Origin of the sequence: Leptolyngbya cf. ectocarpi LEGE 11479 (assembly GCF_015207065.1) — a bacterium.
Taxonomy (GTDB): domain Bacteria; phylum Cyanobacteriota; class Cyanobacteriia; order Phormidesmidales; family Phormidesmidaceae; genus Leptothoe; species Leptothoe ectocarpi.
In genome coordinates this window covers 46,757-73,523 of record NZ_JADEXP010000001.1, presented here as the reverse complement: position 1 = coordinate 73,523, position 26,767 = coordinate 46,757, and the positions used below count along the sequence as shown (strand labels likewise).

Annotated in this window: 24 protein-coding genes; 8 read left to right on the top strand and 16 right to left on the bottom strand. The window is 49.7% G+C overall.

The genetic code is table 11. From position 1 onward, the window contains the following. Positions 1–213 precede the first annotated feature (213 nt). From IQ260_RS00360 to psbB, 5 genes are all read right to left on the bottom strand, one after another. Positions 214–996: an HAD family hydrolase gene (locus IQ260_RS00360; protein ID WP_193989781.1), complete on the bottom strand. Its 783-nt coding sequence runs from the start codon at positions 994–996 to the stop codon at positions 214–216. 130 nt (positions 997–1,126) lie between these two features. Then, positions 1,127–2,134: a 30S ribosomal protein S1 gene (locus IQ260_RS00355; RefSeq protein ID WP_193989780.1), complete on the bottom strand. Its 1,008-nt coding sequence runs from the start codon at positions 2,132–2,134 to the stop codon at positions 1,127–1,129. A 415-nt stretch (positions 2,135–2,549) separates the two neighbouring features. Further along, positions 2,550–3,068 (bottom strand): transcriptional regulator NrdR, encoded by a 519-nt coding sequence (gene nrdR, locus IQ260_RS00350; protein ID WP_193989779.1) that lies wholly within the window; start codon positions 3,066–3,068, stop codon positions 2,550–2,552. A gap of 206 nt (positions 3,069–3,274) precedes the next feature. Further along, positions 3,275–3,373: a photosystem II reaction center protein T gene (locus IQ260_RS00345; protein WP_006516453.1), complete on the bottom strand. Its 99-nt coding sequence runs from the start codon at positions 3,371–3,373 to the stop codon at positions 3,275–3,277. Between the two features lie 140 nt (positions 3,374–3,513). Then, on the bottom strand, positions 3,514–5,043 hold the full coding sequence (gene psbB, locus IQ260_RS00340; RefSeq protein WP_193989778.1) for a photosystem II chlorophyll-binding protein CP47: 1,530 nt from the start codon (positions 5,041–5,043) through the stop codon (positions 3,514–3,516). Between the two features lie 315 nt (positions 5,044–5,358). Here psbB and IQ260_RS00335 point away from each other — a divergent pair, with 315 nt between their 5' ends. Both IQ260_RS00335 and psbM read left to right on the top strand, forming a co-directional pair. Beyond that, positions 5,359–5,661 (top strand): 2Fe-2S iron-sulfur cluster-binding protein, encoded by a 303-nt coding sequence (locus IQ260_RS00335; protein WP_193989777.1) that lies wholly within the window; start codon positions 5,359–5,361, stop codon positions 5,659–5,661. Between the two features lie 175 nt (positions 5,662–5,836). Continuing rightward, positions 5,837–5,947 carry a photosystem II reaction center protein PsbM gene (gene psbM / locus IQ260_RS00330; RefSeq protein WP_193989776.1) on the top strand — a complete coding sequence of 37 codons (111 nt, stop codon included), beginning with the start codon at positions 5,837–5,839 and terminating at the stop codon, positions 5,945–5,947. Positions 5,948–6,078: 131 nt separating this feature from the next. Here psbM and IQ260_RS00325 read toward each other — a convergent pair whose 3' ends face one another. The 4 genes from IQ260_RS00325 to IQ260_RS00310 form a co-directional block, all read right to left on the bottom strand. Next, positions 6,079–6,858 (bottom strand): sulfite exporter TauE/SafE family protein, encoded by a 780-nt coding sequence (locus IQ260_RS00325; RefSeq protein WP_193989775.1) that lies wholly within the window; start codon positions 6,856–6,858, stop codon positions 6,079–6,081. Between the two features lie 64 nt (positions 6,859–6,922). Beyond that, positions 6,923–8,419 carry a cobyric acid synthase CobQ gene (gene cobQ, locus IQ260_RS00320; RefSeq protein ID WP_193989774.1) on the bottom strand — a complete coding sequence of 499 codons (1,497 nt, stop codon included), beginning with the start codon at positions 8,417–8,419 and terminating at the stop codon, positions 6,923–6,925. Positions 8,420–8,651: 232 nt separating this feature from the next. Beyond that, positions 8,652–9,050 (bottom strand): Npun_F0494 family protein, encoded by a 399-nt coding sequence (locus IQ260_RS00315; RefSeq protein WP_193989773.1) that lies wholly within the window; start codon positions 9,048–9,050, stop codon positions 8,652–8,654. A 62-nt stretch (positions 9,051–9,112) separates the two neighbouring features. Further along, complete coding sequence (locus IQ260_RS00310) at positions 9,113–11,839, bottom strand: DEAD/DEAH box helicase (protein ID WP_193989771.1); 2,727 nt, start codon at positions 11,837–11,839, stop codon at positions 9,113–9,115. A gap of 637 nt (positions 11,840–12,476) precedes the next feature. Here IQ260_RS00310 and IQ260_RS00305 point away from each other — a divergent pair. The 3 genes from IQ260_RS00305 (at position 12,477) to IQ260_RS00295 (ending at position 17,490) form a co-directional block, all read left to right on the top strand. After that, on the top strand, positions 12,477–13,691 hold the full coding sequence (locus IQ260_RS00305; RefSeq protein ID WP_193989769.1) for a lipid-A-disaccharide synthase-related protein: 1,215 nt from the start codon (positions 12,477–12,479) through the stop codon (positions 13,689–13,691). Between the two features lie 51 nt (positions 13,692–13,742). After that, positions 13,743–15,476 carry an ABC transporter ATP-binding protein gene (locus IQ260_RS00300; RefSeq protein WP_193989767.1) on the top strand — a complete coding sequence of 578 codons (1,734 nt, stop codon included), beginning with the start codon at positions 13,743–13,745 and terminating at the stop codon, positions 15,474–15,476. A 388-nt stretch (positions 15,477–15,864) separates the two neighbouring features. After that, the gene (locus tag IQ260_RS00295) at positions 15,865–17,490 is read left to right on the top strand and encodes an AAA-like domain-containing protein (RefSeq protein ID WP_193989765.1); all 1,626 of its coding nucleotides are present in this window, start codon (positions 15,865–15,867) and stop codon (positions 17,488–17,490) included. 10 nt (positions 17,491–17,500) lie between these two features. On the opposite strand, the gene IQ260_RS00290 is transcribed toward IQ260_RS00295, so the two are convergent. After that, entirely contained in the window at positions 17,501–18,697 is a 1,197-nt protein-coding gene (locus IQ260_RS00290) for a response regulator (RefSeq protein ID WP_193989763.1), read from the bottom strand. A 408-nt stretch (positions 18,698–19,105) separates the two neighbouring features. Here IQ260_RS00290 and IQ260_RS00285 point away from each other — a divergent pair, with 408 nt between their 5' ends. After that, the gene (locus IQ260_RS00285) at positions 19,106–19,528 is read left to right on the top strand and encodes a hypothetical protein (protein WP_193989761.1); all 423 of its coding nucleotides are present in this window, start codon (positions 19,106–19,108) and stop codon (positions 19,526–19,528) included. On the opposite strand, the gene IQ260_RS00280 is transcribed toward IQ260_RS00285, so the two are convergent. Together IQ260_RS00280 and IQ260_RS00275 are read right to left on the bottom strand one after the other, a co-directional pair. Next, the gene (locus tag IQ260_RS00280; RefSeq protein ID WP_193989758.1) at positions 19,482–20,105 is read right to left on the bottom strand and encodes a ComF family protein; all 624 of its coding nucleotides are present in this window, start codon (positions 20,103–20,105) and stop codon (positions 19,482–19,484) included. The two genes, IQ260_RS00285 and IQ260_RS00280, sit on opposite strands and share 47 nt — an antisense overlap. Before the next feature lie 128 nt (positions 20,106–20,233). Continuing rightward, positions 20,234–20,401, bottom strand: coding sequence for a hypothetical protein (locus tag IQ260_RS00275; protein WP_193989756.1), 168 nt, complete (start codon positions 20,399–20,401; stop codon positions 20,234–20,236). A 411-nt stretch (positions 20,402–20,812) separates the two neighbouring features. Here IQ260_RS00275 and IQ260_RS00270 point away from each other — a divergent pair, with 411 nt between their 5' ends. Both IQ260_RS00270 and IQ260_RS00265 read left to right on the top strand, forming a co-directional pair. Continuing rightward, positions 20,813–22,159 carry a histidine phosphatase family protein gene (locus IQ260_RS00270; RefSeq protein ID WP_193989754.1) on the top strand — a complete coding sequence of 449 codons (1,347 nt, stop codon included), beginning with the start codon at positions 20,813–20,815 and terminating at the stop codon, positions 22,157–22,159. A gap of 27 nt (positions 22,160–22,186) precedes the next feature. Next, complete coding sequence (locus IQ260_RS00265) at positions 22,187–23,440, top strand: dihydroorotase (RefSeq protein ID WP_193989752.1); 1,254 nt, start codon at positions 22,187–22,189, stop codon at positions 23,438–23,440. Here the strand turns inward: IQ260_RS00265 and lepB (IQ260_RS00260) are convergent. The 4 genes from lepB (IQ260_RS00260) to IQ260_RS00245 form a co-directional block, all read right to left on the bottom strand. Next, on the bottom strand, positions 23,437–24,021 hold the full coding sequence (gene lepB / locus IQ260_RS00260; RefSeq protein ID WP_322744862.1) for a signal peptidase I: 585 nt from the start codon (positions 24,019–24,021) through the stop codon (positions 23,437–23,439). The two genes, IQ260_RS00265 and lepB (IQ260_RS00260), sit on opposite strands and share 4 nt — an antisense overlap. Positions 24,022–24,084: 63 nt before the next feature. Continuing rightward, on the bottom strand, positions 24,085–24,633 hold the full coding sequence (lepB, locus tag IQ260_RS00255; protein ID WP_193989751.1) for a signal peptidase I: 549 nt from the start codon (positions 24,631–24,633) through the stop codon (positions 24,085–24,087). A gap of 226 nt (positions 24,634–24,859) precedes the next feature. Beyond that, on the bottom strand, positions 24,860–25,537 hold the full coding sequence (locus IQ260_RS00250) for an HAD-IA family hydrolase (protein ID WP_193989750.1): 678 nt from the start codon (positions 25,535–25,537) through the stop codon (positions 24,860–24,862). A 27-nt stretch (positions 25,538–25,564) separates the two neighbouring features. Further along, positions 25,565–26,761 carry an NAD(P)/FAD-dependent oxidoreductase gene (locus IQ260_RS00245; RefSeq protein ID WP_193989749.1) on the bottom strand — a complete coding sequence of 399 codons (1,197 nt, stop codon included), beginning with the start codon at positions 26,759–26,761 and terminating at the stop codon, positions 25,565–25,567. Positions 26,762–26,767 lie beyond the last annotated feature (6 nt).

The following is a 26,767-nucleotide window of genomic DNA, read 5'->3' as shown; positions in this document are numbered from 1 at the left end:
ACGTACATTTGTGCGAATCAAGGTTGAATTTAGAGGGGGCATTTTGTCACCTCTATTTTTATATCAGGGATATTGTATTTCGGCTTGAGGATGAAGGAATCAACAAAATCTATACTCCTCAGCCCTATAGGTAGAGGACTGAGCGAAGTCGTATAGCCCTGTGGGCATGGGCAAGCCTAGCGCAAAGCGTTTCCTACGGAAATAGTCCGGCTCCTAAGTCAGCACAATCTGGCTAAAGTCTGTGGTAAAGCTATGGACCAGTGATGCTCTGCTACAGCCGTCTCCCAAGATATCTGTCTTTGATAAAGGAGGCCGCCATCCTCCCAAATAACCGATAAACCCACGGGTTGGCAGGGCCATATGTAAATCACTGGCGGCATCTCCAATCACCACCCCTTGAGCAGGTTCAATGTCGATGGCTTGGCAGGCAGTGGACAAAAAATCGGCAGACATCTTAGTAGGATTTTCCCTGGTTACTCCCTGCAGCACGTCAAAATAGGTTTGCAAATGATGGTGTTGCACAAAACTCTCAAGATTATGTTGGGAGTCAGCTGACACCATGATGATCTTGAGACCGGCCAGCCTGAGCCTTTGCAAAAAATCTAAGGCCCCTGGCAAAAGTGGAGTATATAGAGCTTTAGGACTACATTGTTGATCCGCTGCCTTTAGAGTCGCTATAGCCAGGTCTATTGCCTTTACCCATGGACAACCCACCAGGGCAGCCACTGTGGCTATTCCCATAATGGTTTCTTGACGACTACCCACAGCTAATAATCCAGAGGCGGTTAATCCATCCGCGTTAAATCCCAAGGCCTGGAGGGTTAGTTCATGGGTTCCCGATAACGCCTGCTCCATCAGCTGAGCTTGGATATGCCCAAGCTGGCTGAGGTAGGTGGCAACGTCTGCCAGGGTGCCGTCCTTATCTAAAAAAACAGCGTGGATATCTTTAAATATTTGACCGTTGCAGGCAAGCGTAACCACAGACTTTTTTTCCATTGCCAATAAAAAAATGTGGAGCCTAGGCCCCACATTTAGATCAAATAAACTAGTTAAACGTTAAGCGCCCTAATATTTCCAATTAGATAGGGGTATTAACGGCGTCCTACTTTGTCATCAAAGTAGCAAACTACTCAGCAACCGCTAAAGCAGGATCTTCTTCCTCGGTGTAAGCTTCTTCTTCTTCTTCTTCGGTCACTCCGACATCTTCACCAGCGGCGGCGGCGGCCTCTGCTTCTGCTGCTTTCAGCAGTTGTTGACGATAGCGCTCGGCCATCTCCTCTGCTTTTTCAAACACGATATCGGGGTTTTTAACCATGTCACCGGGCTCAGGTTCAAGCTGCTTAGTAGACAGGGAAATCCGACCGCGCTCAGCATCAAGATCAATGATCATTACCTTGATCTCGTCATTAACATTGAGCACCGTATTGGGAGTGTCAATGTGATCATGGGATATCTCAGAGATGTGCAACAGACCACTGACGCCACCAATGTCGATGAAAGCACCGTAGGGCTTGAGGCCACGAACTGCACCGATGACAACTTCGCCGACCTGGAGGCCATTCATCTTGCGCTCAACCAGAGCTCGACGATGGCTGAGCACCAGACGGTTGCGCTCTTCATCAACTTCTAGAAACTTGAGGGGTAATGCTTCGCCAACCAGGTCTTCCTTGGGCTTGCGGGTGCTGATGTGAGAACCAGGAATAAATCCACGTAATCCCTCAATTCTGACTAGGGCTCCACCACGGTTGGTTGCGAAAACATCGGAACGAACGGTAGCGTCCTCATTCTGGAGTTGACGTACCCGTTCCCATGCCCGCATGTACTCAATGCGACGGATGGAGAGGGTTAGCTGGCCATCTTCATTTTCATCTGTGAGGATGAAAAATTCACGAGTCTCATTGGACTGAAGCACTTCATCAGCAGCCTCAACACGGTTGATTGACATCTCCTGAATGGGCAAATACGCAGCGGTTTTTGCGCCAATGTCAATTAGAGCACCTCGAGGCTCAATGCTAAAAACGGTCCCTGGCACAATGTCCCCAGGACTGAAATGGTAATCGTACTTATCTAATAAAGCTTCAAAGTCTTCATGAGTAAAACCAATATCGGCTTCTTTCGTTTCAAAATTGACCATGCTAGATGTTTCCTACGGTTTCTCCATAATTGAGTGGACATGTTACGGGTCTGTGTGCCGCCCCTACATTGATCCAGATCTTATCTCAGACAAGGCTAAGGGCATCCTCAAAATGAGCTACCGTTATCCCTGATAAATAACTCTGTGCAGACAGTTTGCTGGAATGGGCGTTGACACTATTCCAGTGCTGACTTTCGAACCTAAATTAGGTCGAAAGCTTAGAGCCTTGCAAAGTGAGCAACCCTAAACATTCAGTGGGGCTGAACATGGAAACCCACACTGTAAATCAGCAACATACACAAACCTTAGCAAGACTATTTATGATAAGTGAATTTAGTCCTGCTGTCACTGACTGTGACGGTATTAATTTTAGATGGCGATAAAATAGGGCCTCAGTGTCAAGTTGAGATAGCGGCTACACCGTCACGGCAGATCCATTGTGATTACTGCCATTGGTCCTGTAAACATTGGCGGTAGAGATATCTTCCGACTGCAGCTGGTTTAGGGTATCTGCAAAATCACGTATACCGCTGAACTGGCGATATACAGAGGCAAACCGCACATAGGCGACTTCATTTAATGATTTAAGCTGCTGCAAAACCAGCTCACCAATATCGGCACTGGTAATTTCCCTTGTAGAGCGTTGCTGCAAATCCATTTCAATGGTATCGACTATGGCGTCGAGGCGAGTTGCTTCTAGACCTGTTTTTTCGCAGGCTCGAGCGATTCCCCTGAGGAGCTTGGAACGATTAAACAGTTCCCTGTCACCGTTACGTTTCACCACGGTAATGGGTATATATTCAATGCGTTCATAGGTGGTAAATCGGCCATTGCACTTTAAGCATTCGCGGCGACGGCGAATGCTACGACCGGCTTCTGCCGCTCGGGATTCTAAGACGCGATTATTAGCATGCTGGCAGAAGGGACACTGCATAGACAAGTTAACCCGAAATCAGGGGAGCGGGTCTTGCTCATTAGACCACGCATAAAATAAAAATAGAGGCCAACTTCGTTAAAAGCAAAGAAGTCAGTGCCCCTATTATGTCACTCATGGGTTAAGACGTCTGATATCTGACCCTAATCCTAGACTACCCAATGCTATCTATCAGCTAGTAGCCCAGGTATAAAAGCCATGATTGATTAGTCTTTCTTGATCCGAGGGGGTTCGCGAAATGCGATCGCAAAAAACAGTGTACCGATGATACAGGTAAAAATCAGAATGTAAGCAACACTTTCCATGATTGGGTCCTACCTAATTAAAATTCAGCACCATAGATGTAGACACAAACAAGAGCTTCTATGGATATTATCTATTATTCCAAAAAAATGGCCCAGCGGAATACATTCGCTGGGCCATTTTCCTAGCCTAAGGCTTGTACCTAACGATTCGCTGTGCGAGTAGTCTTGTCTCCCACTTTCTGGAAGAATCCCCACTCCACCTGCTCCTCAGAGAGGTCAGGATCCACACCAGCGAATACATCGCGGTATAGAGTACGGGAACCATGCCAGATGTGGCCAAAGAAGAACAGCAAGGCAAACACCGCATGACCAAAGGTAAACCAACCACGGGGACTAGAGCGGAATACACCGTCAGAATCCATGGCCTCGAGGTCAAACTCGAAAGGCTCACCTAGGAGTGCCTTGCGGGCATAACGCTTAACTCTAGCGGGGTCCTTGATAGTTTCACCATCAAGCGCACCACCATAGAAGGTAGCTGTTACACCAGTTTGCTCAATACTGAACTGAGACTCAGCACGACGGAAGGGAATATCGGCCCGAATCACGCCGCTAGAGTCAGTCAAAACAACGGGAAAGGTCTCGAAGAAGTTAGGTATTCGGCGAACCGAAAGCTCACGACCTTCAGAATCCGTAAAGACGGGGTGTCCTAGCCAGCCAGTGGCAATACCGTCACCACTGTCCATAGGACCTACGCGGAATAAGCCGCCCTTAGCAGGGTTGTTACCCACATAGTCATAGAAAGCTAACTTCTCAGGGATATTCTCATAAGCCTCTGTGCGACTTAGACCGTTAGACATGTCAGCCTGAACACGACGCTCGATTTCCTGCTGATAGTAGCTGGCATCCCACTGAAAACGGGTAGGACCAAACAGCTCAACAGGAGTGGCCGCATTGCCGTACCACATAGTACCGGCAACTACAAAGGCCGCAAAGAATACAGCAGCAATACTGCTGGACAGTACGGTCTCGATGTTACCCATACGCAACGCCTTATAAAGACGCTGGGGTGGACGAACGGTCAGGTGAAATAAACCCGCCACAATACCGACAATACCGGCTGCGATGTGGTGAGCCACAATACCGCCAGCATTATAGGGATTAAATCCAGCCGGCCCCCACTCTGGGGCCACTGGTTGCACGTGACCGGTCAGACCAAAGGGGTCAGACACCCACATACCCGGTCCCCAAACGCCCGTCAGGTGGAACGCTCCGAAACCAAAACAAAGTAAACCAGATAAGAACAGGTGAATACCGAACATTTTGGGTAAGTCCAAAGCGGGCTCACCAGTTCGGGGGTCACGGAATAGATCTAAATCCCAGAAAACCCAGTGCCAAACGGCTGCTAAGAATAGCAAGCCAGACAGCACGATGTGTGCGATCGCAACGCCTTCAAATGACCAGAAGCCAGGATCAACACCCGTTTCTCCAGTCACACTCCAGCCGCCCCAAGACCCGCTCACACCCAGGCGAGCCATAAAGGGCATGACAAACATGCCCTGACGCCACATGGGGTTCAGAGCAGGATCACTTGGATCAAAGGTAGCTAGCTCAAACAGGGCCATCGAGCCAGCCCAGCCTGCCACAAGGGCAGTATGCATAAGGTGTACAGAAATCAGTCGTCCGGGATCGTTAACCACGACTGTATGTACCCGGTACCAGGGTAGTCCCATTGACTACGTGCCTCCTCCTAGTTTGGAATTGTTAGCCGTACATTAAAATACCGATACAAATAGGCTACCAGATCAGCTGATGGCCTCCAACGTTGAAGCCAAAGATAATTAATTTTCCACAAGGAAAAAATTAGATAGCGTATTGCGGTAGTGAATCCAAACGATTCCCGACGGACTAGTCCACTCAAATTCAAAGATTAAAGTGTATAAAGAAGTGTAACTAGAGTTCATAATCCAGCGCAAGTTAGATTGTTTAGGGCCCTGCCGATTGCGGCATGCTCGACTTTATATAGAGGTTGCCTTTGGAGCCATTCGATGCCCACTATTAAGTTTGTTAAAGAAGATGTTGAGATTACAGCGGCGGATGGCGCAAACCTTCGCCAAAAGGCTATAGACAATCGTATTGACATTTATACCTTGACCGGCAAAATGATGAACTGCGGTGGCTACGGCCAGTGTGCGCTGTGCGTTGTAGAGATCGCTGAAGGGTTAGATAATTTGTCGCCGCGCACGGCGGTTGAAGAAAAAAGGCTTAAAAAGCGCCCTGCTAACTGCCGTCTAGCTTGTCAGACATTGGTTGATGGGCCGATTAGCGTGGTCACCAAACCAAAGAAATAGCTGTTATGAATTTAGCAACTATGATAGGAGTACCCGGCGCCAGCAGGTCTAAATCCTGCTGGCTTTAGGGGATATGGTCGCTAGTAATCCAACTGTTGATCGGTTTATTGCGTTGAAGCAGAGTGCTATGCTTAGCCATATGGTTTGTTGTTGAGAGAAATAATCGCTAAGTCCTATGGAAGTCAATAATCTAGGGTTTGTAGCAAGCATCCTGTTTGTCTTTGTCCCAACTGTATTTCTGCTCATCCTTTACATTCAGACCAGCAGTAAGAAGACAGGAACCTAATGCTGGGCGGCATTTGTCCCCATCTACTAGGAATAACCTGCGGGGTTTAACAGAAATGCATGAGTGTATGCAACGGTTAGTCTTTAAAGCTAGCCATGGGTACTGGTCTAGGCCGGTATCCTTTTTTATGGCTAGGCCCCATAGGCTTGCCATGCTTGCCATGCTTGCCAAAAAACATACGTTGCCAGAAAACAGAGTAATAGTCGAAATAGTAAACCAATAGTCTGCTCAGGTAGTTTAGGTAGAAAGCGAGTACTTATTTGTACCCCCACGAGACCACCTAGCCCGAGACTCAGCCCAGCGCCATAGAGAATATCTCCTCTGATGCTGTTATAAACACAGGCAACTAGGGAGGTGAGGACAATGACTCCCAGGCTGTTGCGCACAGCGTTTTTTAGGTCGCTGTTCATCAATAGAACCTGGAGTGGCACCATAATGACGCCGCCACCAACGCCAAATAGTCCGGCCATAAATCCCGATGTGCCACCGGTAATTAGACGGGCGGCAGTGGGGGAGAGCTGGCTGGCCGGGGCTGTGGTAGTGGCAATCTGTTTTTTAAGACTGACTAGGTAGATATTGGCGAGTAGTAGACCGCCAAATGCGGCTCTGCGCCAATGCTCTACTAATAATCCTCCAACTTCTGTGCCGATGAGCACGAGGACGATGGCCGGACCTGCTAGCAGTAAAACCTGTTTGGGTTGCAGGTGCCCCATGCGCCAGTTTTGAAAACTACCTGTGGTGGCCGTAACGAGAATAGCTAATAAGCTGGTTGCTGCCGCTTGGTCCACATCTAGGCCAAATACCAACAGTAAGGGCACCATCAGGACGCCACCACCAATGCCAAGCAGGCCGGCTAATCCCCCTGCTGCCAAACCACCCATGGCCAACAGTGCAATATCGATAAGGGGCATAGCTAACCTTTAGAAGACCAATAGACCATATGGTCCCATGGTCTGGTCCGTTAGCTCGCGTTTTTTAGGGCTGGGTCAGAATTGGGTCAAGGTTGACGTATTGCTCAACCGTATTGGCGAGGTCGTTGAGCATGGCGTCTCGCTGTTCACGGTAGTTGGCAATGCCGGTGGGTAAAGATCCGAGGCCACGCTGCTGTCGCAGACGATTGAGCCACGCTCGTCGCCAGGGGCCGTTGTCGAAGATGCCGTGTAGATAGGTGCCCCATAGGGACTCCGTTTCATCTACAATGCCCAGGCTGCGATCGTCAAAAATGGGCTGAAATTTGGGTCCTGGCTCCCCACCTTCAGGCGTCATCACCAGCTGAGTGCGACCGTGATGAATTTCATACCCATTGACCGGTAACCCTTCTTGGGGATATTTAGAACTCACTGACCGCTGGCGTGCCACTTTGTTTTGGGTAATGACTGTGCGCAGAGGAAGGATACTTAATCCCCGGAAGCGGCCTTCTTGGCCTTCTAAGCCTTCTGGATCGGCGAGCATCTGTCCCATGAGCTGGAACCCACCACAGATACCCAGTACGGTACCCCCTGCAGATGCATAGTTTTGAATGGCTTCGGCCATGCCAGTACGTTGCAAAATCAGTAGATCGGCAATTGCTGTCTTAGTACCGGGCAAAATCACGGCGTCGGGGTGTCCTAAGTCATCCTTAGGGCTGAGGTACCTGACATTAACGGAGGGCTCTGCTTCTAGGGGATCAAAATCAGTAAAGTTCGAAATTCTGGGCAGCCGAATGACGGCAATGTTGAGTTCGGCGGATTGTTTTTCGAGGGGGCGATCCATCAGTGAGAGGGAATCTTCTGCTGGAAACCCGCTATCAAGCCAGGGAATTACGCCGAGTACGGGAATGCCGGTACGTTTTTGGATCCAGTCGATACCTGGCTGTAGCAGGCTCTTTTGACCGCGAAATTTATTGATGATGATGCCTTTGATCAGATCGCGTTCATCCGGCTCAAGCAGTTCCAGGGTGCCAACGATGTGGGCAAATGCCCCACCCCGGTCGATGTCGGTTACCAGGATGGTGGGGGCTTTTAGTGCTTTCGCAATCTGCATATTGGCTAGATCACGATGTTTAATATTAATCTCAGCCGGGTTGCCATGGCCTTCACAAATTAGCAGATCAAATTCTTGACCCAATCGAGCCAGACTTTCTTGGACTGCCTGCCACCCGGTTTCGAAATAGGTTTCATAGTAGTGGGTGGCTGTGGTCTGGCCAACAGGACGCCCTTTGATAATCACCTGGGAGGTGGGGGTATTACCTTGGGGTTTTAGTAAGACCGGGTTCATTTCGGCCTGGGGCGGAACGCCTGCAGCCCAGGCCTGCACGGCTTGGGCATAGCCAATTTCAGCACCATTAGCGGTGACGTAGGCGTTAAGAGCTGTGTTTTGCCCCTTGAAGGGGGCGACACGCCAGCCACGGCGACTCAGCATCCGACAAAGTGCTGTAACAAGTAGAGATTTCCCTGCGTGGGAGGTTGTCCCCACTACCATAATGGCCTTCATACTAGAGCGTCTCCCGGTCCAAATGCAGTATTAATGGTTGAAATATCAAGTTCAAATATCAAGATTGGAATAACGATTTTTCGATACAAGGTCTTGGCTATCGTACTGCGTCAAGCTAGAAAATGCGGATAGATTGGCACTATTGCATAACCTTACCCAAACTTTATCCTTTAGACATCGTTGATGTTGACGCCTGTTGTAACGGTTTGTGGTCTCAAAAATAACCAGACTTTTATAGCCAGGTCGGTAGTCTTAACCAACGGTTTCTGGTGTTGAGTAAATAATCCAGGAGACTGCCTGTGGAATCCGGACGACCTGCTGTGTCCCATTGCTCCACTAGCTGACGGCCCATGGGGGTGAGCCGAAAACTATCGGTTAAGCCTTGACCGTCGACTTCCCTGCGAACAATGCCTAGGGTCATTAGCCAGCTGAGGTGGTTATCGACGGCGACGTCTGAAAGTGGTTGCCGGGTATATCCACTGAGCATGCCACGGTCGTCGCTGATGGCTCTGAGGGAAACGCTTTGCGATCGCATCGCCACGAGCAGCTTCATATAAAACGGGCCGCAGCGCACAGCTCGCTGGGCACGGGATAGCGCTTTGGGATGGATCGGTAGGGAAGAGGAGGTCATGGAGCAATGGGCGGTGGTAAAAAAGACGAGGGACAGTAAACAGTGGGACGATTGAGCTGACGTTATTCTGTTTCAGGGGCGTTCCCGTTATCCTCACTCTCACCCTCTTCAGTATCCCCATCGGGGAGGTTAGGAGCATTGTTTGCCTCATTGATGGGAAAACGATTGAGCAAATAAGCGGCCTGGCGGGCAGTTGACTTGAGAGTCGTGGGTAGAAATGGAACATGGGCAATCTGGGCCAAAATATCAAGGGTCCGGCGCAGAATGCGGACCACATCACCCTCGTCGAGGCTGGTATTGCGGCATAACTCGTTCCACTCGGTTTCTAACGCCCACTGCTCTACTAGGGCAATCAGGTTCCATTCCAGTGCAACGGGGAGAGTAACCTGGTAGCGCCGCTGCTGTTGAAACATTTGGCGACGGAGTGGGCGTAGACCTTCGAGGGCCTCTATGACTGACTTGGAGGTGCGGTAGCGGGTCCAGGTATCGGGGCGAGTGATTTCGGTAACGATGGCGGCACAGGCCGCTGCAAATTGGTGGGGAGGCAAGTGGTCAAATTCTCCAGAACCCAAGGCCAGCGCTAGCCACAGTTCGTTTTCACCGCGAATGGCTGCGGCCATTTTGCCAAAGTTTGTGGGTCGGTCATTTTCAAGACCGCCAAACTCCTCAAGAATAGCCATCAGGTTGAGGAATTCTTCCCAGTAGCGGCTGGCATATTTTTGATACTTGGCTTTGCGATCGCGTAGTTCTTCCTCCAACAGCTGAATGCGCTGCTGCTTTTTCAAGAATGATTTAGGTTTACCAAACTTATTTAAGGGATGCGTTTTGAGTTCAGTTTCGACCGCATACATGCGCTCTCGCTGTTCTTTGACCTCGGGAGCTAGCTCATCTAGGGTGGGCAGTGCCGTGGGCACCTGCTTAGCCAGGGCGGTGCTAGTCTCATCCCCAGGGAACTTGTCACCTGCTTTTACGGATAGAGCCGCTGGCGGCGACAGATGATCGACCGCGTCAATGCGTCCGTACTTTTCATAGAGTGCAAAAACATCGCGGGGGGCCGCCATAATCCACTGGTTTTCATAGGTCAGACAGACTAGATAGGGCGCCTGTCCCGGCCCGGCCACTTTGTCCACAATCACTGCCGGCAGAGGATTGTGGACCTGAATATGCTTGCCTTTAAGGGATAAAATAGTTCCCGGAACCGCAAAATTGATCGCCGTGCTCAGGTCACTGGCCAGGGTTTCCATGGCCTGTTTGTCCAAAATTTTGAGCAAACGGCGTTCCTCGCGCAAACGTTCTTTAAGCTTGGCGTATTCCGCGATGGTATCGTCCCCGACGGCTTCTAGCTGCTCACGGATAAGCTTAATATTGTGCTCAACATCGTCAATGGCCTGTTGTTGAGGGCTCAGATGCAAGGTAGAGAGATACTGCCCAAAGCTGCGCTCTACTAGATCGCGGGTAGCTGTTAGCGAATGATTCTGCAGCAAATTGAGCACCATCCCATAGCTGGGGGTGAACTGGCTGATCAGCGGATCGGGTTTGGCCAGAGCTAAACTACTGGCCTCTTTGGCTCCCTCAAAGGGCGTTTCCACCGTCACCACATGGCCTTCTACATCCATGCCACGACGTCCGGCTCGACCCGCCATCTGCAAGAATTCTGAGGCATGGAGGAGCCGATGGCCGCTGTCCGTACGTTTAGATAGACTGCCAATGACCGTGGTGCGAGCAGGCATGTTGATTCCCGCTGCCAGGGTTTCAGTGGCAAAAACCACCTTGATTAGCCCCGCCTGGAATAGCTCCTCTACCAGGCCTTTCCAGGCGGGGAGTAATCCAGCATGGTGGGCTGCCACACCATGGTAGAGCGGTTCAACTTGTCCGACGCGAGCGGCTTCAGGATTGGCCTCTAAAAAATCATCAATCCGGCGTTTGAGGACAAAGGCCTCAGACGGATTGACCAACGACAAATTATTGATGCTCTGGACAGACTTATCACAGCCCTTGCGGCTAAAAATAAAGAAAATGGCCGGCAGCATATCTCTCTGCTGTAGCTGCGTCACGATAAACGCATTACTGGCTGTGACAGGCCTTTTTTTCTGTCCCCTCTGGGCTCGAGGTGGTTTACGGTGCTTTTTTAGACGACCATGAAGAGCTGTCTTTTTGTCATTGAGGAGCGGAAAGATACCTTTACCTGTGGCGAAATGCATGGTCAAAGGTACGGGTCGAAAGTCTGAATAAATCAGCTGACTGGGACCATGGATTTTAGCAATCCAATCGGTGAGCTGATCGCCGTTAGCCACTGTGGCTGACAGGCCCACTAGCTGAATTTCTGGCGGACAGTAAATAATAGATTCTTCCCAGACCGTACCGCGCTGACGGTCGTTCATGTAGTGGCACTCGTCTAACACTACGGTTTGCACATCGCGGACGGCATTGTCCACCTCTCCCATGGTGGTGCCATAGAGCATATTGCGAAAGATCTCAGTGGTCATCACCAAGATGGGCGCATTGCGATTGACAGAGGTGTCACCTGTCAGGAGTCCCACGTTGTCGGGGCCAAACTGGTTACGAAAATCTCGCAGTTTTTGGTTGGAAAGCGCCTTGAGGGGCGTTGTATAAAACACCCTCTTTTTTTCATGCAGGGCGCGATAGATAGCGTATTCTCCCACCAGAGTCTTTCCAGACCCCGTGGGAGCACAGACGATCACCGACTGTCCTTGATTGAGGGCCTCGATGGCGTCAAGTTGAAACGGATCGAGCTGGAATGAAAATAATTTTTTAGGCGCTAGGACCAAAACCTGGAAAAACCTTTACTGAACATAGGGATTTGACCACCTCATTGTGCCAGAGGAGTGAGGATGTTGGGAAAATTGCTGCCAACTGTCTGTGGATAAACGTGGATTAGATGCATCCGTGGTGAGTCTGCGTAAAGACTCTTTGGACGGTTTGGGGGCTTTGACCTTTCCTTAACCTTTGACTTTGGAAATTAGCCGTTGCTGATTTAAGGGATGAATCGATCTATTAAATATTCTGGTGGCCAATAGATTGGCAGATAAAATCATACTGGGGATCAGCAACGCCGGAAATTATTTTACCTTCAAGCTAAATCCTGCCGAAGAAAGCAGTACCTTCTCGGTCTATCAACCTGTGGATCCCAGGACTTCTGGGTAGCGGTGCTGCTCTGCTAAGTCTGAAGTTGACAACAGTAGGCGGCTTTGTAAAGTCATTTTTGTGAATCACAGTGGGATCCTCTGACCGACAGCCTCTGGTATAGCCGAGGTGCCACAAGCCAAAGCCCTTCAAATACAGCTGTCAGGGACACTTATAAACAATCTCTTAATGAGTCTCAATCTACTGGCAAATGATCTCTAAGCTGTACTATGGACTCAACCAAGTCTCTGCCGATCAGCTCGGGTCAACTGCCGTCTACCCATGCCCCACAAACTTTTATTTATTAGCAACGGCCACGGAGAGGATAATCATTCTTCCCACATTATTCGCAGTTTGCGGGAGTTAAAGCCCGAATTAGATATTGCCGCCGCTCCCATCGTGGGCCAGGGGCATGCCTATCGCAATATCAATGTACCCATTGTGTCCCCCACCCTGACATTGCCCTCAGGGGGCTTTACCTACACTAACCGTCTGAGGTTAATTGATGATGTTCGGGCGGGGTTGCTCACATCCACCTGGCGACAGCTCCAGGCCGTCCGTCGCTATGCGCCCCAGTGCGCTCTGGTCTTTGCCACAGGTGATGTCGTGGGGCAATGTTTTGCCTATCTCAGTGGTCAACCCTTTATCTCCTTTACGTCTCCACTGTCAGCTATGTACGAAGGCACCCTCAACATTGACCTGGTGCTCAAAGCGGTCCTTAGATCGCCTCGCTGTCTGACACTTTTTTCTCGAGATGCCTACACGGCGAAAGACTATCAAAAACAAGGATTTACCAAAGCCCAATTTGGCGGGATTCCCTCTCTGGATCGATTAAAGCCTCAAGGTAAAGACCTGCAGCTGTCGCCCGGGCAGCCGATGATGGCCCTGTTACCAGGCTCACGGATGCCTGAAGCTGTGCGTAACCTAAAGCTGTTGCTGGAACTTGTTGTCAAAATTGCCCAGCTTAATCCCCAGGTGCAGTTTCGAGCTGCCCTCGTACCGGATGTGATGGTTGCGCTTGAGACAATCGCGGCCGCATCAGGCTGGCAACACGACGACGGCAAGCTGACATATGTAGCCCAAGGTGAACCCGTCGCCAGTGTCCTCTGTTTTAGCGATCGCTTTAATGACATTGTGTGTCAGACCACCCTGGTTTTGGGCATGGCCGGACTAGCTGTGGATCAGGCCATGGCCATTGGCAAACCAATTTTACAAATTCCGGGTGCAGGCCCCCAGTTTACCTATGCCTTTGCCGAAGCCCAGGAGCGGTTGCTAGGCCTCTCTGTAAAAACAATCGGTACAGAACCGGCCACACCGGCCATTTTGCAAGAAGCGGCCCAGTATGCTGTAACAGTTATTCAAGATGAGGACTATCTCAATGCCTGTATCACCAATGGGCAAGAACGATTTGGTCCTTTTGGCGCGTCCTACCGCATCGCCAACATTATTCTAGAGACCTTGGAAAAACTTGATGCCAGAACAGCTACGAGTCAATGATCAAGTCTGAATTATCGTCAGGTTTAAATTTTGAGTTTTGAGAAACCATCTATGGCCCCACAACAGCGCTCGGTTTATTGGCAACTGTTGCCTTTTCTCAAGCCCCAGTGGTCATTGTTCAGCTGGTCGTTTGTGTGTATTGTTGGCTATGTTTTAGCGACTGTTATGTTGCCGTATTTGGCAGGGCAGGTCACCTACTTTATTAGCCAGGGGCAGGTGTCTAATATCGCTAGATGGCTAGGGTTTACTACCCTGGCTTTCTTGATCCAAAATCTTTTCCAATATGGAGAAAAAGTTTTTTCGATTCGGGCCTCTTTAGCAGCGGTCTTAGAACTCAGAAAAAAGGTTTATGCCCATTTGCACCAGCTAAATATTGATTACTTTGCATCGGCTAAAACTGGCGATCTCTCATATCGGCTGACCGAAGACATTGATCGCATTGGCGAGGTGATCTATAAAATGTCGCAGCAGTTTATCTCCTGTATCTTTCAGCTGATTGCTATTCCGATTTATATGTTTTATCTCAATTGGCCCCTCACCCTGGCGGGTTTTTTGATTGCACCGCTGATGGCATGGCTGATTGGGAGTTTCGGTAACCGGATGTTAGCGCTTTCTCGCCGTAGCCAAAACGAAATTTCTAATCTCTCTTCTTTGTTAACTGAGGTATTGGGCAACATTCGAGTTGTCAAAGCCTTTGCCGCCGATGAGTATGAGGTCAGCCGCTTTAGTGCGATCGCAGATAAAAACCGCACCGCAAAATATCGCACTGAGCATCTGACAGCTATTCAGTACCCGGTGGTAGGCTTTCTAGAAGCTGTCGGCATTATGTTTTTATTTTTGTTGGGGGGCTGGCAGATTGCATTGGGAAGACTGCAGCCTCAGGAGTTTGTTAGTTTTTTGGTAGCAGTGGCGCTGCTGATTGACCCAATTAATCTATCAACCCAGCATTACAATGCTTTTAAGCAAACAGAAGCTTCGGCTGAGAGAGTATTTGAGCTATTTGCAGAAAAACCCACGCTGCGCGATCGACCTGATGCTCAAGCACTGCCACCCATAACAGGAAAAGTAGAGTATCGCGACATTAGTTTTGCCTATGACTCTGGAAAGCCAGTATTTAATCAACTTTCTTTGCTAGTGCATCCCGGTGATGTAATTGCCCTGGTGGGACCATCAGGGGCCGGTAAAACAACATTAGTTAATCTGTTGGCAAGGTTCTATGATCCTCACTTAGGAGAGGTTTTAGTTGATGGGATTGATATACGAGAGGTGACCCTGCGTAGTTTACGGCGTCAGATTGGTATTGTCCCCCAGGAAACAACATTATTTTCAGGCACCATTGCTCAGAACATTGCCTACGGTCAAACAACACTAGACTATGATGCGATTAAGATTGCGGCTCAGGTAGCGAATGCCCATGATTTTATTCAACAGTTTTCCCAGGGATATCATACCTGGGTCGGGGAACGGGGAGTGAATCTTTCGGGTGGTCAACGGCAGCGGATTGCCATTGCTCGAGCAATTTTGTTGAATCCGCGAATCTTGATTTTGGATGAGGCAACATCAGCGCTGGATTCTGAGTCGGAAGCCTTGGTGCAAGAGGCCCTAGAACGGGCTATGGAAAATCGTACGGTGTTTGTCATTGCCCATCGCCTCAGCACTGTACGCAAAGCAAATCGAATTTTGTTTATTGAGAATGGTCAAATTGCTGAGTCGGGCACCCATTGTGAACTCCTCGAACAACAGGGGCGGTATGAACAATTTTATGCGCAACAATTTAAAGAATAAATAGAATCAATGACATTCTATACGCTCCCTTTCCGTGGAATCTTGGTTTATTCTTGGTCAATTGTTCTTAGTGACGAACAAAGGTGAGGATATTATCGACTCAAACGCGTATATTACCTAGCGTAGCCATGAGGGTGTCATAACTCATACCTGTCAATTTAAGAAAAATCACGGATCTAGGACTCCGTAAAATTGGGCAATTTAAACCAAGAGGCGCCTAGATTGCTGCTACTTGCTCTTGGCTGTTGCTCATCCAGTAAATAGTGTTTTCTATCGTTGATTTTCTCAAAAAATAACCGCTAGAGAATATTTAGAGAACATTCTGACGCAGCACTATTCGCATTCTATTACGGCTAGTTTTAGTCCCAACCTATAGGAGATACAAGCGTTGCTGACCACGCCTTTAGAATTCCCTAGCGGTGTTTTGGCTGTTGGGTCGCCATTGTATATCGAGCGCCCCCCTATCGAATCCCTCTGCTATCAAAATATCGCTATTCCCGGAAGTCTGACCCGGATTAAAGCGCCCCGTCACATGGGTAAAAGCTCCCTATTGGTGAGGGTGTTGGCTCAGGCTGAAACGTTGGGCTACCAAAGGGCTCTAGTTGACTTTCAAAGTGCTGATGTAAGTGTCTATAGTAGCCTTTCTCGGTTTCTACGCTGGTTCTGTATGGCTGTAGCTAGGGCGCTTAAACTGCCGCCTCGTCTAGCAGATTATTGGGATGATGAAATTGGTGCAAAACTAAGTTGCACAATTTATTTTGAAGAGTACATACTCACCGCGAGCGATACGCCGATTGTGTTGGCCCTAACTGAGGTCAATCAGGTTTTAAAGCACGCTGATATTGCCAGTGGCTTTTTACCCCTGCTGCGGGTTTGGTATGAACAGGGAAGGTATAACGATGCGTTTGCTAGGCTACGTACCGTGGTGGTGCATTCTACCGATATCTATGTGCCGCTAAAACTGCATCAGTCACCTTTTAATGTGGGTTTACCCATTCAGCTAACTCCCTTTACGATTCAGCAAGTGCAGGTGTTGGCAACGCGTTATCAGCTATGTCTGGGTAAAGATTTAGATGCATTGATGACGTTGGTAGGGGGACATCCCTATTTAGTGTCTATGGCGCTGTACTACCTGGCGCAGCGACAGTTTTCTCTTCCTCAGTTGCTGGCAGATGCGCCCACTCCTGCCGGTATTTATAGCCAACACCTACATGGCTGTTTAAATGAAATACGTCAATGTCCTGTCCTGATCGAGGCGCTCAATCAAGTGATGATGGCGTTACAGCCTGTGGAGATAGATGTCACCGCTGCCAGGCAGTTGGCTAGTCTGGGGCTGGTGCGCTTAGAGGGGCATGCCTGTCGTCCGGCCTGTGAGCTATACCGATTATTTTTTAGTCGTCATGGTCGGGCTGTTCGCTCACCAGCTCTACATTACCGACAGTTAGAGGCTGAGAACCTGCAGCTTAAAGCCCTCGTGAATTTAGATGGTTTGACCAAGGTGGCTAATCGGCGTTCGTTTGATCAGCGATTAAATCTGGAGTGGCAGCAGACAATTCGGAAGGGCTCCAGACTGTCCCTAGTGATGTTGGACATTGATTGCTTTAAAGATTACAACGATACCTATGGGCATCAGGCTGGCGATCAGTGTCTGCAGGATGTGGCGAAAACCTTGCGCTATGTTTTGCGACAGTCTTTGGGATGGGTCGCTCGGTATGGAGGGGAAGAGTTTGCGATTATTTTTCCTAACACGGATTTACCGACGGCGCTCATGACTGCTCGTCAAATTTGCGATCGCATCCGGGCTCTGAACATTCCTCACCGCACGTCGAGGCTGCCCTGTCAGGTGGTGACTGTCAGTTTAGGGATAGCCAGCTTTATCCCTAAACCTAGCCAGTCTGTTGCCAGTCTAGTTAAAGCGGCTGATGTTGCCCTGTATGATGCGAAACACTGCGGTCGAGATCGCATTGCCGTAGCCTCCACACTCAGTCATCGCGTCTTGCATAAAGTAAGTTAGGCATGATTTTTCAATGGATTTCGAGGCTGTCATCCAGATTGGCTAGCTGATGCCTGACCATTTCAATCACCTTGATCGGATCGACGGGTTTAGCCATAAAATCCGTCGCCCCCACGGCTTTAGCCCGCATGCGATCGACAAGACCATCGTTACCGGTCAAAATTATGATGGGGGTTTTGTGAAATGCCTTGACCCGACGGATTTGTTTGCAAATCTCATACCCGTTGGCTACGGGCATGATCAAATCTAGAAAGATGAGGTTGGGCTTGTGGCGAATGATTTGAGCTAGGGCCTGAATAGAATCTTGAATGCTGATACAGCGGTACCCTGCTGGACGCAGAGCCTCTTCCATGAGGTAGCCGACTTGAGGGCTGTCATCAACACAAAAAACCAGGGGTAAATTTTGGGCAATTTGACGGGGCACTTTTGGTGCCATTGAGGCATGGGGACTAGGTAAGTCGTCAATAGGATTGAAGGCTACGATCTCTCGTTTTACATATCCCGCCAACATTCGTCCTAGGGCATACACATCCCGGCCTGTGATCTGACTCAGCTCCCGTAATGAACGATTGCCTTGGAGCAACCGTTTTAGAATTTGATAGGTGCGGGGCTGAGTACATTGTTTAAGCCGCTCATTGTCAATAATGATAGGTGACCAATTGGGGGATGTCTTACCCAGGTCTGTATCTCGCCATGATTGCAGCTCAGTTTTGACGTTGTAAAACAGCCCTGTGCTGCTAAGAATGGCCATGGGTTGAGGTAAGCGGGATTGCCGATCGGTGGTGTGGGCAATGTGGATAATGTCATCGACCACTTGGCAAATATCGAAGAGAACTTCTGATAAGGTGGCCTGGATGATTGCGATCGCAATTTCACGATGCAGCTGCTGCCGCTGTAACAACACTGACAGCGCCACATATTCCCAATGGTCAAACAATTCGGGCTCCCGTAGCCGCACCTCACTAGGCTGCAAATCTGGACAGTGTGCTTTTAGCAGTCTCTGCCAGCGTCGAAATCGATGCTGGCCACCCCCAGCCCACAGCAGCCGTCCCACGCGAAAATCAAGCCACCATTGTTCCCCAGTGACCGTTTTTAAGTAGATATAGCCATTAGTCTGGGTCTGAAGAATTGTTTTTACAGCTTTAATCAGTGTGGCTACTGACAGACCGTCTTCTAACGGCAGCGTATTCAATACAGACTCAGTCATATTTTTGGAGGCCCGGTTATGGACTTACCGGTAAAAACTACGGAAATTTCCTATTATTTGGCCACTAACTATCCAGGAATAGTAACGCTCAAAAATTATGGAAATGTGACTACATGCCCTAGCCATTACCTACAGGACAGTCAGAAATATCCTTTCCTAAGTTGCCCGAACCGTTAGAAGCGATAACGATTTCACCATAAAAGGAATCGGCTCGTTAGCTGTTGGCATTGTATTTAATATGGTTGCGATCGCTCTTAATGGCGCTTTCTGTAAAACTATTTATATTGAATAGTTAATCAGTTAAAGGCTATTTTTAAGTTTTGGAGATTTACGTTTTCCAGGGTTTCATGTATTACTTTATTCCCCATGTCAGCTTGAATCCATTGCCACTTTTTAAGCCCTAGACCCATGGATATCCAATCACACATCATTCGTCAGCGAGTGCAGCATATTGTCGATAGCTATCAGCTAGACGGTAGCGATGGCAAGCTGTTTGCAGATTATTTAACTGGGCTCTTAGCAACCTATCCTCAATCTTTAGTAGAGTTAGCTCTAACCGAAGCCCTGGTCAGAGGGTGGTCAGAAATTCCCATGAAAAAAGGGATGCCCTTTATCCAGGGAGTACATAAAAAACTGCGCTCCTGGCAGTCTGATATAGACATTTATCCTCAGCCAGAACCCTTAGCTGCTGACGCGATAGAGACGATATTGACACCTGAGCAGTTTGAACAAATTACGGGTTTAGACGCGAGCCTAGTATTCGATCAAGATGGCAGAGTATTAGTTACCTGGCCGATGGGGATGCAAAAACCGCTCGAGCCACAGTCGTAATACCGCTGATAGAATACCCGGCCTCGGCCAAAGGCAAAACCGCAGCATGGGCTGTGGTCCCTGTTGTATAGATATCATCAATAAATAAAATAGGTCGAAACCTAGACGGTAATTTCGTTCCAAGCTGAAATGCCCCCGTCAGATTGGCCTGTCTCTCATGGACCCCTAGACTATGCATCGCATTGGTGGCCTTAGTGCGGACAAGAGCATGCTCTGCTAGTGAGAACCCTGTTACTCGACAAAAGCCTTGAGCGATCAGGGCTGCTTGGTTGTATCCCCGCTGCTTGAGGCGCGTAGTATGCAACGGTATGGGGACCACGACTGGGTTCTGAGGATGGGAAAATCTGCTTGTCTGCCAATGTTTACCTAACTGGTAGCCTAACCAAATACCTAGGTTGGCCTGTTGGCCATATTTGAGCAAGGCTAGCGTTTGCTTGAGGACGCCACGATATACGCCCCATGATGAGACAGGTAGTACATTATCAGACAGTGTCAAGTTACCTGCAGATAACGCACTACCTCGGGTAGACTCTGTCCACTGACAGGCTAAAAGCTGTCGATGACAGTCTGCACACATGACCTCTATGGCAGAACGGTGGCATAAGGGACAAGGGGCCTTCAGGAAAATGTTAGTTAGCTGGCGTAAGACCTGGGGTAATGACATCTATGAGACAAACTACACAAACTACGATGTTATTTCTGGTTCTATGAATAAGATTTTTTCGGGCGCACTTTTACGTTAGTGACACGACCGTCAGGATAGACCAAGGCCATCGTATTATCTTGAGGCTGCTTGCCCTCAGCAGAGGACTGGCTATCTTCGTTACCCTGACCATTGTTATTGAGCCCACAAAGAGTCTTAGCAAAATTCATAAGGATGACTTGTCGTGAGAATACTTTCATTGTTCATCAGGCTGAACAGGTAGTGTTAGCGTAAAAATATGGATGTTAGATACTTTAGTTCTAAAAAAGAGTGTGAAGTCTCTAAAGCCTTTTTATCAGTGCTATCTAGCTCATATGTATAAGACTTGATGTGATTCTAACGGTTGCCTGTGGAATTTAGAAGGTCAAGAATTTTAAGTTTGCCTGAAGATGGAATGACTCTAAATTATGACAACCTCAAGAAAACAGGTGGGCATCCGCCAGAGTTCTGAATGATCTACGCAAATTGCCATAACGTTGCTGGCAGGTGCCAGCTTGAGGACATTTACCCATGAATCGGTTAATTCACGTACAATCAACACTGTTTGACCTAGCGCAGTACAGTTGAGAGAGGATAGACCCTTGAAAACGCGTGTAATTGTGGTTCGGCACGGTGAAAGTACATTTAATGTGAAGCGTATTGTTCAAGGGCACCATGATGAGTCACTGCTGACTGACAAAGGAGAGCATCAGGCAGCTCAGGTGGGCCAGTTGTTAAAAGGTATTGCCATTGATGTCGCCTATTGCAGTCCTCTGAAGCGGGCTGCCCGAACAGCGGCTCTGATTACCCAGACCATGGGGTGGGATGATACACCACAGCCTACTGATTTACTCAAGGAAATTAGTCTTCCCCTATGGGAGGCGATGGCATTTTCAGATATTGAAGCTCAGTATCCTGAAGAATATCAAGCTTGGCGGCATCAGCCCCAGGAGTTCAAAATGTCTGTGCCTCAAGCTGATGGTACGACCCAAGATTTTTATCCCGTGCGGGCTGTCTGGCAACAGGCCATCGCGTTTTGGCAAGACCTACTGAGCAAGCATCAGGGCCAGACTGTTTTGGTAGTGGCCCACAGTGCGATTAACCGCGCCTTAGTGGGAACGGCCATTGGTCTGGGTCCCGAAGCCCTGAATCGTCTGTACCAGGCTAACTGCGGTGTTAGCGTCCTCAATTTTCCGGGAGCTTGGGGGGAGGATGCTCAATTAGAGTCCATGAACTCAACAAGTCATACGGGAGCGCCCATACCGGTCTTACGTAGTGGGTTCAAAGGGCCTCGTTTATTATTAGTGCGCCATGGAGAAACCGACTGGAACCGCGAGTCCCGTTTTCAGGGGCAAATCGATATTCCCTTAAACGAAAATGGTCGGGTGCAAGCGGCACAAGCCGGTGAATTTTTAAAAGCTATTCCCATTGATAGTGCGGTTTCTAGTTCCATGATGCGTCCAAAGGAGACGGCTGAGATTATTTTGCAGCACCATCGGGAGGTGTCTTTGACGGTTACAAAAGGGCTATGGGAAATTGGCCACGGCCAGTGGGAAGGCAAATTCGAGCATGAGATTGAGGCGGGTTTTCCTGGCATGTTGGTGGACTGGCAGACTAAGCCTGAAACAGTTCAGATGCCCGAGGGTGAAAATTTGCAAGATGTGTGGGATCGAGCAGCGGCCGCCTGGCAGGAAATTGTTGCTAAATACAGTCAAGACACGCCTAAAACTATCCTTGTGGTAGCCCACGATGCTATCAATAAATGTATTTTGTGTCAGGTGACAGGTTTGGGTCCCGAGGCATTCTGGCAGTTTAAGCAGGGGAATGGTGCGGTCAGTGTTATTGACTATCCGGACGGGGTGGGAAGTGAGCCGATGTTGAGTGCAGCGAACATTACGGTTCACCTGTCGGGAAGTCTATTTGATACGACGGCAGCGGGTGCGCTGTGAGGTAACGGTTGAGAAGTCCTAAAAATCATGGATAGCTGGATACGAAAGGTCCGCATACTGGATCCGCTAAATCAGCGCGATCAGCTTGGGGATGTATTGATACGCGATGGCGTCATCCAGGCGATGGGGCCGTCGCTTGAGATCGCTGGCGATGTTATTGATGATGGTATCTGCGAGGTTGATGGCCAGGGTTGTGTTTTGGGGCCGGGGCTGGTGGATCTGTATAGCCAAACGGGTGAACCCGGTCACGAATCGCGAGAGACCCTAGAACAGCTGCTGCAGGCTGCGGCTCAGGGTGGGTTTACTCGAGTGGGGATTTTGCCTAATACGGTGCCTGCGATGGACAGTCCGGCTCAGCTCATGCTGCGTCTGACCCACGGTGCGGGCGAGCCGCAAGTGCTCCCTTGGGGAGCGATTACCCGAGGCACCCAGGGTGAGCAATTGACGGATTTGATGGAGTTGAGCGCGGCGGGGGTGGTGGGGTTTGCTGATGGGCAGTCTCTGACTAATAAACGGCTGGTACAGCGGTTATTGGAATATACTCAGCCGCTGTCGCTACCATTAGCTCTGTGGGCGTGCGATCGCACGCAATCTGGCGTCTGCCGTGATGGTCCAGATGCCATTCGTTTAGGTCTTTCGGGGCTGCCGATCACTGCCGAAACCATACCGCTCACCGCCCTCCTAGAGGACGTGGCTATGGTGCAACGACCGGTGCATCTGATGCGGATTTCCACCGCTCGCGGTGTTGAGCTGATCCGTAGAGCCAAGTCTGACGGTCTGCCGATTACGGCTAGTGTGACGTGGCTGCATTTGCTTTTTAGCACCGCTGAGTTAGACAGCTATGCCCCCAGCCTGCGGTTAGCACCACCGCTAGGTACGCCTGAGGATCGCTCAGCCCTGATTGCTGGGTTAGAGGATGGGACATTGGATGCGATCGCAGTCGATCACTGTGCCCATACCTATGAAGAAAAAGCCGTTCCCTTTAGCGTTGCCCCGCCTGGGACCGTCGGTCTACAGTTAGCCTTGCCTGTTCTCTGGCAAACGTTTGTGGCCACCCAACGGTGGAGCGCCTTACAGCTATGGAATTATCTCAGCCTACAACCCTCTCAGTGTCTAGGTCTGGAACCCGCATCGATCGAGATCGGTTCGCCTGCAAATCTAGTCTTATTTGACCCGAACCATACTTGGACAGCCACGTCAGAAATCCTAGGCTGTGACATACTCAACACGCCCTACGGGGATCAAGCTATCCAGGGGCAGGCCAAACACATTTGGGTCTAATCCCGTTTGAGTAACCCCACCCGGTTGGGGGGCCAAAACCTAACCACAGCTTTACCAATAATCTGATCTTCTGGTAGAAACGGACGGGGCCATGCATGGCTGTCAACACTATTGTTGCGGTTGTCTCCAAAAACAAGATAGCTCTCTTTAGGAACAGTTTTAGGCCCCCACTCATAGTTGGGAGGTGCTTTGATATACCGTTCATCAATAGGTTCATCATTGATGAATACTTGGCCATCTGTAACTGCTAGCGTATCCCCAGGTAGGCCAATCACTCGTTTAATAAACGCGTTGCGGGGCTGGCCTGCAGGGGTTAATTCTTCGGGGGGCCAAAAAACAACAATATCGCCTCGATCGGGAACGGTGAAAAGATAGCTAATCTTCTCGACGACCAAGCGATCATTAACCTGCAGAGTCGGTTCCATCGAGCCCGTCGGAATGTAGCGGGCCTCGGCCACAAACTGACGAATTCCTAGGGCTAGAACTACGCTAAGACCGATTGTTTGTACACTTTCGAGCCATATATTCGGATCTGAACCTTTTGTCTCTGAATGCTTGATGTTTTGATTTTGATTAGCCACAGAAATTGGCCCCGGTAACGTAGGCTCACCCTAATACATTATCAATTTAATCCAAACTACCGATTAATCTAAGCTACCCAGCCGGGTGAGGGGCCAAAATCGGACGACGGCCTTGCCAATGATCTGATCCTCCGGCACAAAGGGTTTAGAAATATCCCAGGCATGGCTGTCATAACTGGCATTACGATTGTCCCCCAGAACAAAGTAGCTGCCTGTGGGAATGGTGACGGGCTCCTGTTCGTAGTCAGGAGGTGCTTGAATATAGCTTTCATCTTGGACTTCATCGTTGATCAAGACCTCGCCATCCGTGACCGCTACCGTGTCACCGGGTAGCCCGACAATCCTCTTGATAAATGCATCTCGTTTCTGGCCAGCGGGCACAATTTCTGACGGTGGCCAGAAAACGACAATGTCACCGCGTTGAGGCTCTTGAAAGCGATAGCTGAGCTTTTCAATCACCAGGCGATCATTGATCTGTAATGTGGGTTTCATGGACTCGGACGGAATATAGCGGGCTTCCGCCACGAATTGGCGAATGCCAAGGGCGAGTACAACGCTGAGTCCAATAGTCTGTAGACCTTCGATCCAGGGATTTTGCTGTTTTTGAGACACAGTTGACGACCAGAAACGATGGGATGGTGTTAACGACAAGCGTAGCGTGGGCTGAATTCTCCAGACCAAATTCAATCTTTAGTTTAGGGTAGCGATCGCATAGATCTAGATTTCCTATGCCTCTTCAGTAAGGGTAACCTTGCCGGATCATAATAAACCTAAAGTCAAAATGACAGGGTACGAGGTCAGCCGTTGAGAGTGGACGCTGACTGTGGCAGAGGTGTCTCTATCGTAAAACGGGTGATTGGATACTGGTTTGCTGGGGGCGTTTGAGCCAGATGCCACGTAGACCAGCAGCCTGAGCCCCTTTGAGGTCATCTTTGCGGCTATCACCCACATGCCACGCATCCTGGGGGCTGCAGCTGTGTTTTTGCAGGGCAGCGGTAAAAATCAGCGGATCGGGTTTGGCGGCCCCCGCCTCAGTGGAGATAGTAATCGTCTGAAAATACTGGCGCAGTTCTAACGCATCGAGTACCGCGTAGATCCGTGAATCAAAGTTGGAAATAATTCCCAGGGTAATATCCATACGTTGCCAGCGCTGAAGTGAACTCACGGTCTCTGGGTAGACCTCCCAAGGCTCAGCTGTGGCAAAGTGCTGATAAACCCCTTCAAAAAAGCCCTCAAAATCAGAGAACTGACTCAAGATGTCTGCTCGTTGAAACGTATCTTTGGCTAGGTCCAACCACCATAAATACTCACGATGGGGAATCTCTACAGCTGACACATCGGGAAACGCCATCCCATCAGCTGCCGCAAAGCTGCGGTAAAAGGCCTGGTCTAAGCCCTTGGCCGATGCGTCTACCCCTGCCTGTTGCGCCAGGGTTTGATAGACTTCGCCAACGCTGCCTCTAACACCGAAGAGAGTACCGACCGCATCGAGGAAGATAACTTTAGGCTGTGCCATAGAGAGCTTTATCCTAAACACCAGTCTTTAGGATACTGATAACAGGTCTCTCAACGGCTGACTTACCCAGTTGAGACCTACCCGTAGCTGATGTTCAAAGGTGGGCATCCGATAGAGATAGGTTAAGCGTCGAGCAATATGGGCTGCGGTGCCGTCCAGTTTTAGCCCCAGTCCGGTCAGTGTGGCCGTGTCACTACCCAGGGTCATCATTTCACCGAGGTGTTGATATCTAAAGGGTAAAGGAGGGCGCCCCGTCAGCGATGCCCAAATATTCCAAGCGGTGTAGTCGGCCTGTTGCAGGGCCGCTTGGGCGGTGGTGGGTACCTTGTTGCCATCGGCATCTTTGCCATCGGCTAGGTCACCTAGGGCAAAGATATGCGCTTGACCCACCAGCTGTAGCGTGGGTTGAATTTTGAGCTGCTGACGCTCATTTTTTTCGAAGGGCAGGCTGGTGATGAGGGGATTGACTTGATTGCCGACGGTCCAGAGTACGAGATCCACGGGCAGCACATCAGTTTCATCCTTGTACTTGAGTGAGATCGTGTCTACGCCGATTTCGGTGACAGTGGTTTCATAATCGATCCAAACCCCCTTTTCGGTGAGGGCCTCTTGGGCGGCTTTTTGATTAAACTCTGGGGAGTTTTGCAAGATGGCCGTACCGTGCTCGACAATGCGGAGACGACCGCGTTCCCCGAGGCGCTCTGCAAGTTTGCACACTAGCTCTACGCCGCTATAGCCGCCGCCGACAACAGCCACCCGAATTTTATCGGCATCGGAGCTTTCTATGACACGCAGACGTTCTTTGAGGGTATAGGCATCGTTAAGGGTGCGAAATGCGATCGCATGCTCCTTGACACCCGATGCCATATCCATCGGGGTTTCACCCCCGAGAGCCAGTACCAGCCGGTCGTAGGGCAGGACAGTATCATCTTGCAAACAGACTGAATTTGCCCCAGTGTCGATATGCGCTACGCCACTCTGGTGAAACTGGATGCCGGTCCCTGCTAGCAGCTCTGTATAGGGGGGGGCAATCTCCCACGTTTGCAGCTCGTCAGTTACCAACTCATATAGCAACGGGGCAAACAAAAAGCGATCTCGCTGATCTACCAGTGTGATTTCTGGTTTTGCTGTCTTATCCCATGGCAGTTTACTCAGGGCCAAGGCCGTATAGAGGCCGCCGAAGCCACCGCCCAAAATCACAACACGCTGGTTTGATACTGCCATTAAGCT